The sequence below is a fragment of the Nisaea denitrificans DSM 18348 genome, assembly GCF_000426505.1.
GTDB classification, from domain to species: domain Bacteria; phylum Pseudomonadota; class Alphaproteobacteria; order Thalassobaculales; family Thalassobaculaceae; genus Nisaea; species Nisaea denitrificans.
This window is the reverse complement of record NZ_AUFM01000011.1, coordinates 1,178,201-1,190,131: the sequence shown is the minus strand read 5'-3', so window position 1 is coordinate 1,190,131 and position 11,931 is coordinate 1,178,201. Positions and strand designations below refer to the sequence as shown.

At 61.2% G+C, this 11,931-nt stretch carries 12 protein-coding genes and 1 riboswitch; of the genes, 5 read left to right on the top strand and 7 right to left on the bottom strand.

Features of this window, described 5'->3' with window-relative positions; genetic code table 11:
- The first annotated feature begins 164 nt into the window (after window positions 1-164).
- A complete protein-coding gene (locus tag K328_RS0106530; protein WP_051284598.1) occupies window positions 165-1,361 on the top strand; it encodes a Bcr/CflA family multidrug efflux MFS transporter in 1,197 nt (398 codons plus the stop codon).
- A gap of 8 nt (window positions 1,362-1,369) precedes the next feature.
- On the opposite strand, the gene K328_RS0106525 is transcribed toward K328_RS0106530, so the two are convergent.
- Both K328_RS0106525 and K328_RS0106520 read right to left on the bottom strand, forming a co-directional pair.
- Window positions 1,370-2,986: a GMC family oxidoreductase gene (locus K328_RS0106525; RefSeq protein ID WP_028465285.1), complete on the bottom strand. Its 1,617-nt coding sequence runs from the start codon at window positions 2,984-2,986 to the stop codon at window positions 1,370-1,372.
- Between the two features lie 77 nt (window positions 2,987-3,063).
- Entirely contained in the window at window positions 3,064-4,278 is a 1,215-nt protein-coding gene (locus tag K328_RS0106520; protein ID WP_028465284.1) for a serine hydrolase domain-containing protein, read from the bottom strand.
- 172 nt (window positions 4,279-4,450) lie between these two features.
- Here K328_RS0106520 and paaK point away from each other — a divergent pair, with 172 nt between their 5' ends.
- Window positions 4,451-5,761: a phenylacetate--CoA ligase PaaK gene (gene paaK / locus K328_RS0106515; protein ID WP_028465283.1), complete on the top strand. Its 1,311-nt coding sequence runs from the start codon at window positions 4,451-4,453 to the stop codon at window positions 5,759-5,761.
- On the opposite strand, the gene K328_RS22845 is transcribed toward paaK, so the two are convergent.
- Window positions 5,736-6,362: a TetR/AcrR family transcriptional regulator gene (locus K328_RS22845; RefSeq protein ID WP_051284597.1), complete on the bottom strand. Its 627-nt coding sequence runs from the start codon at window positions 6,360-6,362 to the stop codon at window positions 5,736-5,738. The genes paaK and K328_RS22845 overlap by 26 nt on opposite strands.
- A gap of 52 nt (window positions 6,363-6,414) precedes the next feature.
- On the opposite strand from K328_RS22845, the gene K328_RS0106505 reads away from it, so the two are divergent.
- Window positions 6,415-7,206 carry a crotonase/enoyl-CoA hydratase family protein gene (locus tag K328_RS0106505; protein WP_028465282.1) on the top strand — a complete coding sequence of 264 codons (792 nt, stop codon included), beginning with the start codon at window positions 6,415-6,417 and terminating at the stop codon, window positions 7,204-7,206.
- Between the two features lie 5 nt (window positions 7,207-7,211).
- Here K328_RS0106505 and K328_RS0106500 read toward each other — a convergent pair whose 3' ends face one another.
- Both K328_RS0106500 and K328_RS0106495 read right to left on the bottom strand, forming a co-directional pair.
- The gene (locus K328_RS0106500) at window positions 7,212-7,568 is read right to left on the bottom strand and encodes an antibiotic biosynthesis monooxygenase family protein (protein WP_028465281.1); all 357 of its coding nucleotides are present in this window, start codon (window positions 7,566-7,568) and stop codon (window positions 7,212-7,214) included.
- Between the two features lie 13 nt (window positions 7,569-7,581).
- Entirely contained in the window at window positions 7,582-7,908 is a 327-nt protein-coding gene (locus tag K328_RS0106495; protein WP_028465280.1) for an NIPSNAP family protein, read from the bottom strand.
- Between the two features lie 71 nt (window positions 7,909-7,979).
- Between K328_RS0106495 and K328_RS0106490 the strand changes: the two genes are divergently transcribed.
- Window positions 7,980-8,663 (top strand): ArsR/SmtB family transcription factor, encoded by a 684-nt coding sequence (locus K328_RS0106490; RefSeq protein ID WP_028465279.1) that lies wholly within the window; start codon window positions 7,980-7,982, stop codon window positions 8,661-8,663.
- On the opposite strand, the gene kynU is transcribed toward K328_RS0106490, so the two are convergent.
- Entirely contained in the window at window positions 8,660-9,910 is a 1,251-nt protein-coding gene (gene kynU / locus K328_RS0106485; RefSeq protein ID WP_028465278.1) for a kynureninase, read from the bottom strand. The genes K328_RS0106490 and kynU overlap by 4 nt on opposite strands.
- An 8-nt stretch (window positions 9,911-9,918) precedes the next feature.
- On the bottom strand, window positions 9,919-11,154 hold the full coding sequence (locus tag K328_RS0106480; protein WP_028465277.1) for a CoA transferase: 1,236 nt from the start codon (window positions 11,152-11,154) through the stop codon (window positions 9,919-9,921).
- Between the two features lie 92 nt (window positions 11,155-11,246).
- Between K328_RS0106480 and K328_RS0106475 the strand changes: the two genes are divergently transcribed.
- Window positions 11,247-11,684, top strand: coding sequence for a YaiI/YqxD family protein (locus K328_RS0106475; RefSeq protein ID WP_028465276.1), 438 nt, complete (start codon window positions 11,247-11,249; stop codon window positions 11,682-11,684).
- Between the two features lie 36 nt (window positions 11,685-11,720).
- A riboswitch (cobalamin riboswitch) is annotated at window positions 11,721-11,917 on the top strand.
- Window positions 11,918-11,931: the final 14 nt, after the last annotated feature.

The following is an 11,931-nucleotide window of genomic DNA, read 5'->3' as shown; positions in this document are numbered from 1 at the left end:
CGAGACGTGTTGGGCAAGGACTTTTCCATTTAACACGCTGCATTGCGGTATGATGTGGTATCTCGATGAAAATCGCTTCTGGCGCTCCGAAGAGTATTCCGCCGACCTAAACCGGAAAAATTTTGCGGTTTTCCTGTCTAGCGCCTATCTGGAGACACTTATCGATGTTAGCGAATGCGCGTTTTACGCTGCCCAGATCCGGGCTGGTGGTCTTGCTGGCAGCGCTTGCCGCCTTTGCGCCGATGTCGATCGACATGTACCTGCCTGCCCTGCCGTCAATCGCCCGCGATCTAGGCGTGCCGGCAAGCGAGGTACAGGCCACTCTCGCGATTTTCATGGCGGGATTTTCAGCGGGTATGTTGCTCTACGGCCCGATTTCGGACCGTTTCGGCCGTCGTCCGGTCATGCTGGCCGGTATCCTGATATTCATCATCGCTTCTCTGGCGTGCGTTTATGTGGAGCGGATCGATCAGCTCATCGTCGCGCGCCTGCTTCAGGCAATTGGCGGCGGTGCGGCTTCCATTCTGGCCCGGACGGTCGTGCGGGACCTCTTTACGGCTCAGGAAGCGGCGCGTGTCCTCTCCCTGATGATGGTGCTCACCACTTTGGCCCCCATCCTGGCTCCGCTGGCAGGCGCGGTTCTGCTCGAGTTCTCCGGCTGGCGGGCGATATTCGCGGTGCTGTTTGGCTTTGGGACACTGTCTATGCTGGTCGTGGTGCTACTGCTGCCTGAAACCCACTCGAAAGAAGCGCGGGGCGGGATGACCATCGGGCAGGCGCTTGGAGCCTATTGGCACATCCTGTCAGATGGACCGGCTTTCGGTCTCACCGTATCCAGCGCTGCGGTCTTCGCCGGGCTGTTCGCTTATATCTCGGGCTCATCCTTTGTGTTCATCGAGCATTTCGGCATCGCGCCGAGCTTCTACGCCATGCTGTTCGCAATGAATGCGGCAGCGATCATGGCGGCCGCTTTTGCCAACAGCCGTCTGACCCGGCATTTCGAGTTGAAAAGCCTGCTTGCCGCCGGCGTTATCATTTCATTCGCGGCAGGGCTCTATCTGGTCGTGATTGAGGAGGCCGGGCTGGCAGGACCTCTGACGATCATGGCGGGGCTGATGGTGTTCGTTGCCATGGTGCCGATCCTCGGAGCCAACGGCATGGCATTGTTGATGGCGCGCTATCCGAAAAACGCCGGCGCCGCGGCTGCAACGCTTGGTGCGGCGCAGTTCGGTTGCGGGGCACTTGCGGCTCTCGTCGTCGGCGCGTTGCATGACGGCACGGCATTTTCCATGTGTGCCGTCATGGGGGCATCCGGCCTGATCGCACTGCTGGCTTTCTTCACCCTTTGCCGCAGGCTCTGACCAGCTGACTATCCGGCCCTTGCCGCGGCGAGAATCATGTCGCTGGCTTTTTCCGCGATCATGATGGTCGGCGCGTTGGTGTTGCCGGACGTGATGGTCGGCATCACCGAGGCGTCAACCACGCGCAGATTCTGAAAGCCCTTCAGCTTCAGCTCCGGATCGACTACCGCCGTTGCATCTTCGCCCATTCGGCAGGTGCCGACCGGGTGGAAGATCGTCGTGCCGACCTGACCGGCAGCTTCTGCGAGAGACTCGTCGGTATCCGAGTACTCAAGCCCCGGTTTGAATTCGTCCGGGCTGTAGCGGGAAAGGGACGGTTGCGCGGCAATGCGACGGGTCAGTCTGATAGCGTCAGCGGCAACCTTCTTGTCCGCTTCGGAGGCAAGGTAGTTCGGCCGGATCGCCGGTGCCGCCATCGGGTCGGCGCTCTTGATCGAGACCGTGCCGCGGCTTTCCGGGCGCAGGTTGCAGACGCTGGCTGTAAAGGCCCCGAAGGAATGCAGCGGCTCGCCGAAGGCGTCGAGGGACAGCGGCTGGACGTGATATTCCAAGTCCGGTGTGTCCTTGGAGGGATCGGACTTGGCGAACAGGCCTAGCTGGGACGGCGCCATGGTCATCGGGCCACGCCGGAACAGGGCATATTCCAGGCCGATGCCGATCTTGCCGAAGAACGAGTTGGCGCGCCGGTTCAAGGTTTCGACACCGGAGACCTTGTAGGCGCAGCGGATCTGCAGATGGTCCTGCAGATTGCCGCCGACCTCTGCATTTGCGTGCCGCACATCGATGCCGTGCTCTTTCAGCAAGGCGGGATCGCCGATACCGGAGAGTTGCAGGATCTGCGGGGAGCCGATGGCGCCGGCGGAGAGCACCAACTCACCGCTGCAGGTGGCGCGAGCATCCTCGCCTTTCACCGAGAGCGAGATGCCGGTACAGCGCGTTCCATCGAACTCCAGCGCCTTGGCGTGGGCGTGGGTGACAATATGCAGGTTGGAGCGGTGCTTGATCGGCTTCAGGAAGGCTGTAGCGGCGCTCCAGCGGATACCCTTGCGCTGGTTGACGTGGAAATAGCCGACGCCCTCGTTATTGCCCCGGTTGAAATCGTCTGTCTCCGGAATGCCTGCCTCGACTGCGGCCTGCTTGAAGGCGTCGAGAATCTCCCATGAGAGCCGCTGGTTTTCGACTCGGAGCTCGCCATCCGGGTTGCGGCCATCCTCATGGCGGACCTGAAAGCCTTCGGATCTGGTGAAATAGGGCAGTACGTCATCCCAGCCCCAGCCGGGATTACCGAGCTGGCGCCATTGATCATAGTCCCGCGCCTGACCGCGCATATAGATCATGCCATTGATCGAGGAACAGCCGCCGATCACCTTGCCGCGCGGATAGTTGAGGGCGCGGCCGCCAAGGCCGGGCTCGGACTCTGTCTTGAACAGCCAGTCCGTACGCGGATTGCCGATGCAGTAGAGATAGCCGACCGGGATATGGATCCAGTGGTAATTGTCGTTACCGCCGGCCTCCAGCAGCAGGACCTTGTTCGCCGGGTCGGCGGACAGCCGGTTGGCGAGCACGCAACCGGCGCTGCCGGCGCCGACAATGATGTAGTCGTAGGTCCCGAGGTCCCTGGTCACGTTGTTCCATCCCTGAAGTCATTTTTTGTAAGTTTTGCAGTCCGTCCGGCAGCAGGCAAGCGCCGCCGGGATCGTTATCAGTTCGTCATGGCCTGATAGACCAGTGTGCGCAATTCGCGGCGCAGCGGGTAGGAGGAGGAAGGCATGAGCTGGGTCATGTGCACCACGCTCAGCTCTTCGACCGGGTCGATCCAGAACCCGGTCGAGGCGACGCCGCCCCATGCCCACTCGCCCACTGTACCAAGCACCTGTGTCCTCGCCGGATCGATCACGACCGAACCGCCGAGGCCGAAGCCGATACCGTTCATCGGCATTTCGCTGAACACAGGCTGGCCTATCGAGGCCATGTCACCGGGCAGATGGTTCATCAGCATCAGCTCAACGGATTTCCGTCCGAGGATCGGGTCGCTTCCCGTGCCGCCATGGGTGCGGATCATTTCCATGAAGCGGAGATAGTCCTTCGTTGTGGAGCAGAGCCCGCCGCCGCCGGAGAACATGGTGACCGAATTCGCATAGCGGCTGTCTTCGATCTCGTCGATCCGGCGGATGCCTTCATCCTCCGTTTTGGCATAGCAGGCGCTGAACCGGTCCAGCTTGTCGGATGGCACGGCGAAGAAAGTGTCTTCCATGCCGAGCGGCTCGAAAATCCGGTCATGCAGGAATTCGGGCAGCGACATGCCGGAGGCAGTTTCCACCACACGCCCGAGCACGTCCGTCGAGACCCCGTAGTTCCAGCGTGTGCCAGGCTCGAAGACCAGCGGGATGTCGGCAAGCTTCGCGACGGTCTCGTCCAGCCGGCCATGTTTCTCGGAGAAGTCGATTTTCGCCTTGCGCAGCGCCTTTCCGACCGGGCCCGGATCGAAGATGCCATAAGTCAGGCCGGATGTATGGGTCAGCAGGTGATGCAGGGTCGGCTGGGTCTTGGCGACGCTGGTGCTCTCGCCGTCTTCGCCAAGAACCTTGAGGTTCGCCAGCTCAGGGATGTGCCAGGCCAGCGGGTCGTCGAGCTGAAGCTTGCCGTCTTCCAGCAGCTGCATGATCGCCGTGCTGACGATCGGCTTGGTCATGGAATAGATCCGGTGAATGCCGTTCGGCTCTGCCTTCAGGTCGTTCTCGACATCGCGATGCCCGATGGTCTCGTGGAAGACGATCTCTCCCCTTCGGGCAATCAGCGTTTCGGCAAAAGGCAACTTGCCGCCGTCGACATAGCGGCCCATCCAGTCTTTGATCCGGTCCAGGCGCTTGCCGCTGAAACCGAGTGCGGATGGTTTGGCGGTCCGGAAGTCGGTCATGTGATGTGTCCGTGCAGAAAATGGAGGAATTGAAAGGCAGGGGATTAGACGTCGGCCCGCCGCTTCCGGTCAACCTCCTGCACGCGATTGCAGTCGCGTCATCTCCACACTAACGTTGCGTTTAAGAACGAAGCCGCCCGCTATGAGGTGGCACGACACAAGGGAGGAAGGCGTGCAGGATATTGCGCCGAAACGTGAAGATCTGGACCCGATTGAGCGGGCCAGCAGGGACGAGCTTGAAGCGCTGCAATTGAAGCGGCTGAAATGGAGTCTCGGGCACGCCTTCGAGAACTCACCGGTCTACAGGAAGAAGTTCGAGGATGCGGCAGTGCATCCCGACGATGTCTCCTCGCTTGCAGATCTGGCGCGGTTGCCGTTCACCCGGAAGGCCGAACTGCGCGAGAATTACCCGTTCGGCATGTTCGCCGTGCCGCGGGAAAAGCTGGCCCGTGTGCATGCCTCCTCCGGGACGACGGGAAAGCCGACGGTTGTTGGTTATACAAAGAACGATATCGACGTCTGGGCCGAGGTCATGGCCCGCAGCATTCGCGCGTCCGGCGGCCGGGCGGGTGACGTGGTGCATGTTGCCTATGGTTACGGACTGTTCACAGGTGGGCTCGGGGCACATTACGGCGCGGAGCGGCTGGGCTGCACCGTGGTTCCGGCATCGGGCGGGATGACCGAGCGGCAGGTCACGCTGATCCGCGATTTCGGTGCTCAGGTAATCATGGTTACACCGTCCTACATGCTTTCGATTCTGGACGAGTTCCGGGAGCAGGGACTTGATCCGAAAGATACGCAGCTCAAGGTCGGGATTTTCGGTGCGGAGCCCTGGACAGGCTCCATGCGGACGGAGATCGAAGAGGCCTTTGGCATTCACGCGGTCGATATCTATGGGCTGTCGGAGATCATCGGGCCGGGTGTGGCAAACGAATGTGTGGAAACCAAGGACGGTCTGCATATCTGGGAAGACCATTTCTTCCCGGAGGTGATCGACCCGGCCACCGGCGCGGTACTGCCGGACGGTGAGCGTGGTGAGCTGGTCCTGACCTCGCTGACGAAAGAGGCCTTCCCGGTGATCCGTTACCGCACCGGGGATCTGACACGGTTGCTGCCGGGAACCGCCCGGACGATGCGGCGGATGGAGAAAGTCACCGGGCGTTCGGACGACATGATGATCGTGCGCGGCGTGAATGTTTTCCCGACCCAGATCGAGGAACAGATTCTGAAATGCGAAGGTTTGGCGCCGCATTACCAGATCGAACTGACCCGCTATGGCCGGATGGACAACATGACCGTGCTCAGCGAGGCGGTGTCGGATGCCGCAAGCAAAGAGGCACGGGAGGCCAGCGGTGCGGAGCTTGCACATCACATCAAGAGCGTAATCGGTGTCACCGCCGCGGTGCGGGTGGGCGAGCCCGGGAGCGTCGAACGCTCCCAGGGCAAGGCACGCAGGATCATCGACAAGCGTTCGGCTGGCTAGCAGGCGTTGGCGTTGCAAGGGATGCAGCCAGTTTTCCGGCTGTTTCCACATAAGACGGATCGCGATGGATAAGCATGACCGATGCTGCGCCATCCAGGAGCAGCAGGATCTGGCGGGCTGTATCGCCAGCATTGGAAGCGCCCGCGCTTATGAGTTGCCCGCGAAGCCAGTCTTCGAACGTCTTCTTGTGACGAGCTCCGGCGGCGATAGCGGGGTGGCCAGGCAGGGCTGCGAGTTCGGCGGCAGTTCGCATAAACCCGCAGCCTTTCCATGAGGGTTTGTTGGACGCCTTGGCGAAGGCCGTGAAAATACCCTCGATCTTGCTGCTAATCGGACCGGGCGTTTCGTCGAACCAGCGTTTGTAGAGGGCAAGTGTCGGCTGGTCGCGCGCTTCGAGATAGGCGGCGACAAGTTCGTCCTTGCTGGTGAAATGGTAATAGAGCGTGCGCTTGGTCACACCTGCCCGGCTGGCGATGGCCTCCACGCTCGTGCTTCTGATGCCCTCCTCGTAGAAGAGCTTCGCGGCGGCCTCAATGATCAGTGTTCGCGTCGGGCTGATCGTATCCGCGTCATGTATACCGTCTAGTGAATGTACAGTCATTCGCACCTCGTTGACAGTCCGTCCGACATGCAACCCATTGAAAGGTATGAAAATGTCGGACCCGGTTCTCTTCGAACAGCACGGCAAGACGGCGCTCTTGACCCTGAACCGTCCCAGCAAGCTGAATGCGCTGAACTACGACTTGATTGATCATTTGGTGCGCTGTCTCGACGAATGCGAGGCGCATGATGATATCCGGGCGGTAATTCTCACAGGTGGGGGGGATCGCGCCTTTTCCGCAGGCGCGGACATCGAAGGCTTTGCGCCGAGCGTTCGCGCTGGGCAGGAGACAGCCATGCGCGAGTTTGTCCGGCGGGGGCAGGCGATGACCGCGCGGATCGAAACCTATCCGAAACCCGTCATCGTCGCCGTGAACGGTCTTGCCTATGGTGGTGGCTGCGAAATCACGGAATCTGCCCATCTGGCTCTTGCATGTGAGGAGGCAATGTTCAGTAAGGCTGAAATCCGGCTCGGTTTCGCTCCTCCCTTTGGCGGGTCGCAAAGGCTCCCCCGTCTTATCGGTCGCAAACGGGCATTGCGGATGCTGCTGACAGCCGATCCGATCACTGCCCGGCAGGCATGCGATTTTGGGCTTATCAACGACGTTGTGCCGAAGGGAAAGCTTCTCGATGAAGCTTTCGCCTTGAGCGGCAAGATCGCGGAATTCTCCCCGCTGGCTGTCGCTGCATGCCTCGGCAGCGTAACTAGGGGTATCAACGTGCCGATTGATGAGGGGCTGGCGATTGAAGCGGGTTACTTTGCCCGCATGGTCCCGACCCATGACCTGACGGAAGGCATTGCCGCGTTTCTTGAGAAACGCCCCCCGCGCTTCGAGGGGCGCTAAAGGGGTCAGGCAGCGCCCGCCTTGTGCACTTCCTTGCTGTCGGCGGGCGCCTGTTCCCGGTCATTCAACCCGTAATCCCGCAACACGGAGGCGATGCGCAGCCGGTAATCCTTGAAATACTTATCGCGGCCCTGCGCCTGAGCCTGGCGGTGGGCGACGAGGTTCCGCCAGTCCTCGACCGCTTTCTCGTCACGGAAATAGGAGAGGGATAGAAGTTTCCCCTCGTTGGTCAGGCTCTGAAAGCGTTCCACCGAGATGAAACCGTCAACCTGGTCGACGAGCGCGCGCATGCTGGCGGCGATTTCCAGATACCCGTCCTTGTGGTCCGGATGCGGTTCAACTTCGAAAATGACGGCTATCATGGCGCGTCTCTCCCTATGGGTTTCTCTTTGGCGCCGGATTTGACGCATTGATCAGAAAAGTCCGGTCCTCACGCAGCAGGAACTTTTCCTTCTGCGCGAATTCATAATTCTCTTTGCCGAGCGGGTCAGCCGAAAGTCGCGCGCGATAGGCCTCGTAGGCGGCCAGGCTCTCGATATTGTAGACACCATAGGCCAGCGTTGTGGAACCCTCATGTGGGGCGAAATAGCCTATCAGATCGGCGCCGCAGCGAGGGATGGCCTCGCCCCAGTTCCGGGCATATTGATTGAATTGCGCTTTCTTGGTCGGGTCGATGTGATAGCGGATAAAGCAGGTAAGCATTCTGTCCTCCATGTGTGACGGGCGGACATTCTCATCTTGGTGCGAGTTCATGCTTCGGTTATGATCGAAGTATGAAAGAAGGACCCGACATTGCTCTTATCGGCTCCCTGATTGGGGACCCGGCACGGGCGAACATGTTGACCACGCTGATGACCGGCAAGGCCCTGACGGCGAGCGAGCTTGCCGCCGAGGCCGGCATTACGGCACAGACGGCAAGCTCCCACCTCTCCAAACTGGAAACGGCCGGTCTGCTCACCCAGCGCAAGCAGGGACGGCACCGCTATTTCGCGCTGGCGGATGACGAAGTGGGAAATCTGCTGGAAGCCATGATGGGGCTGGCAGCGAAACGCGGACATATGCGGGCCCGTACCGGCCCGCGCGATCCGGCGCTGCGCAAGGCGCGGGTTTGCTACAATCATCTGGCCGGGGACTATGGTGTCCGCATGTTCGACAGCATGGTGACGCGGGATTTTCTGGCGGAAGATGGCGAAGAGATTTTCCTTACGGAAGCGGGAGAAGGCTTCGTCGGCGAACTTGGTATCGCTCTGCCGGATCTGGAAAAATCCCGCCGTCCGTTGTGTCGTTCCTGCCTCGACTGGAGCGAGCGGCGGACCCATCTGGCGGGCGCGCTCGGCACCGGGCTACTGGATCGGTTCTACGATCTTGGTTGGGCGCACCGGATCGAAGGCTCCCGCGTTGTCTCCTTTACCGGAGAGGGAGAACGCCGGTTTCGGGAGTGTTTTCCGGAAGCTTAGGTAACAGCCGCCCGTGCATGGAATTCCGGCCGGTCCCAGGCGCCGGTTTTCAGGATGTCACGCAGCTGCTCGACCGCATCCCAGATGTCCGTGAACCGGGTATAGAGCGGCGTAAAGCCGAACCTCAGAAGGTCCGGTGCCCGAAAATCGCCGATTACGCCACGGGCAATCAGGGCCTGCATCACCGGATAGCCGTTTTCATGCGCGAAAGAGACCTGACTGCCGCGTTGGGCTGGATCTCGCGGGCTTGAGAGTGTCAGGCCGAGACCGGCGCACCGCTCTTCGACCAGGGTGATGAAGCTCTCGGTCAGCGCCACTGATATCGCCCGGACCGCATCCATGTCGGCACGGGCCCAGATGTCCATCGCCGCATCGAGCGCTGTCATGGCCAGCACCGGCGGCGTGCCACAAAGGAATTTCCCGATCCCGTCCGTCGGCGCGAACCGGTGATCGAAAGCGAACGGTGCTTTGTGGGCGAACCAGCCGGTGAGGGGCTGGGAGGCTGCTTCCTGATGGCGCGGCGCGACATAGAGGAATGCCGGGGCACCGGGGCCGCCATTCAGGTATTTGTAGCCGCAACCGACCGCGAAATCCGCCTTGGCCGTTGCAAGGTCGACCGGAACCGCACCGGCGGAATGAGCAAGATCCCAAAGCGTCAGCGCACCTGCGGCGCGGGCGGCGTCAGTCACCGCCTTCATGTCGTGCATGTATCCGGTGCGGTAGTTCACATGGGTCAGCATCAGCACCGCGACATCGTCTTTAAGAGCGTCCGGCAGCTCGTTCGGATCCTCGATCAGCCGGAGTTCGTGCCGGCCGCCAAGCAATGCAGACAGACCTTCCGCCATATAGAGATCGGTCGGGAAGTTAGATTCCTCCGAGACGATGACGCAACGGTCCGGCCGAAGCGCCAGCGCGGCGGAGAGGCATTTGAAGAGATTGACCGAGGTCGAATCTGCCGCGACGACGCTATCCGCCTCGGCTCCAATCAGCGCGCCGATCTTGCCGCCGACGCGCATGGGAAGATCGATCCATCCCGCATCGTTCCAGCTTCGGATCAAGCCGTTACCCCATTCGTGCGTGACGCAGGCGGCAACACGTTCCCGCGCGATGCGGGGCAGCGGTCCGAGGGAATTGCCGTCGAGGTAGATCACATCCTCCGGCAGCTCGAATTCTGAGCGGAACGAAGCGAGGGGATCGGCAACATCGAAGGCCGCGAACTCTTCCCGTGTCATTTTCGAGTGTGTCATGGTGCGGCTCAGTCGGCATGCCCGGGACCGGCGACGATGCCTTCATCGTGCAGCCGCCCGATGGCGCCACTGTCGAGACCGAGAAAATCCGCCAGAACCTCATCAGTGTGCTGTCCCAACTGCGGTGCCGGTGTTGGAACCTCGGAGGCCTGTCCGTAAAAATCAATCGGCGTGTCGGAAGTCGGATAAGTCAGCCCGCTGCCGTGGGTGACGTCGCTGTAAGGCTTGCCCATGGTCTTGAAGCGTTCGCTCGCGACTGCTTCGCGCACTGTGCGGTACGGCTCCCAGCAGACACCGTTCTCCTTGAAGCGCGGTGCAAGGGTATCCAGCGTCTCCGCCGCGACAACGCGCTCGACGACAGGATTGATCTTCTCCCGATATTCGAAGCGCAGCCCTTCATCCTTGGCGAAACTCACACCGGTCTCTTCCTCGATGGCGGCGATTTCCGCGTCGATGCCAAGGGATGTCAGCAAGCCGGTCCATTGCCGGGGCGAAAGGGCGATGAGCATGATGTAATGCCCGTCGCTGGTCCGAAAGTCCCGCCCGAAGGCTCCGAACACATCGTTGCCGAAGCTTGGCCGGTCTTCTTCCTCCGTCATCACTTCGGCAACCTGGCCGAGGGTGCCGAGGGTGGTGAGCGCGACATCGCCAAGCGGCAGCCGGATTTCGGCGCCCTGGCCGGTCTTCTGGCGCTCCCGTTCGGCCGCCAGCATGGCGAAGGCCGCATTGGCACCGGCGATCAGGTCCCAGGCGGGCAGCACATGGTTCACCGGGCGCTTCTCGCCGACGGGACCCGGATCGCCGGTCATCAACGGGAAACCGGCACCGGCATTGGCCGTGTAGTCGACGCCTTGGGTGCCGTCGGCCCAGCCCATGACGCGGACTGTGATGATATCCGCGCGCCGCGCCTTCAAGGCCTCATGCGAGAGGAAGCCGGAGACCGGGTAATTGGTGACGAACAGGCCGCGCCCTTTACCGGGGGCGGTTGCAAGCTGAAGGGCAAGCTCCCGGCCTTCCGGATTGCGCAGATCCAGCGCCACGGACTTCTTGCCTTTGTTCAGGCCTTCCCAATAGAGGCTGGAGCCGTTCGGAGCCTTTGGCCAGCGCCGGTAATCGAGGCCGCCGCCGATGGCGTCGAAACGGATGACCGTCGCGCCCATCTGCAGCATGTTAAGGGTACAGGAGGGGGCGGCGATGAAAGATGCGCCCTCGACGACTGTCAAATCTTGAAGGACCGTGTACATCCGTGTTTCTTGGCCAGCTTAATGTTGAATGCGATCAGGTTGGGCTCGGAACCTAGCATGGTTGTTCGTCTGCAAAAGGGGCAAAGCACGCAATGAAGTCTGTCTATGTCGACGCCGATGCCTGCCCGGTGAAGAGCGAGATCCTGTCGATTGCCGATCGGCACGACATTAAGGTTTACGTTGTCAGCAATCGTGGTTTCCGGACCGGCGACCGAGCGAATGTTCAGAATATCCTGGTCTCCGACAAGTTCGATGCGGCGGATGACTGGATTGTGGGCAAGGTGGCGGCGGGCGATATCGTCATCACCAGCGATATTCCGCTGGCCCGGCGGGCGATCGAGCTCGGCGCCAAGGCGATCGGTCATTCCGGCAAGGAGTTCACCGAGGCGGGAATCGGCATGGCCATGGCGATGCGGGACCTGATGTCCGACCTCCGTGCCATGGGAGAAGTTTCGGGCGGTGGTCCCGCTTTCTCCAAAAGAGACCGGGAAACCTTCATTCGCGAGCTGGAACGGCTGATCCGCGAGTGATTGCCCGCCTGCTGCCTTGACACAGCAGGCCGCAAAGACGAGCCTTTCAGCGTTGGTGTCCTTCGGGACAAAAGGGAATCCGGTGCGCGGCTTTATCGCCGCAAGTCCGGGACTGCCCCCGCAACTGTAACCGGCAAGATCCGACCGGTATGCCACTGGCCCTGATGGGCTGGGAAGGCGGCGCGGATCGAAGAGCCGGGAGTCAGGAGACCTGCCAACGCTGTGTCCATTTTTAACCCGGGCGGGG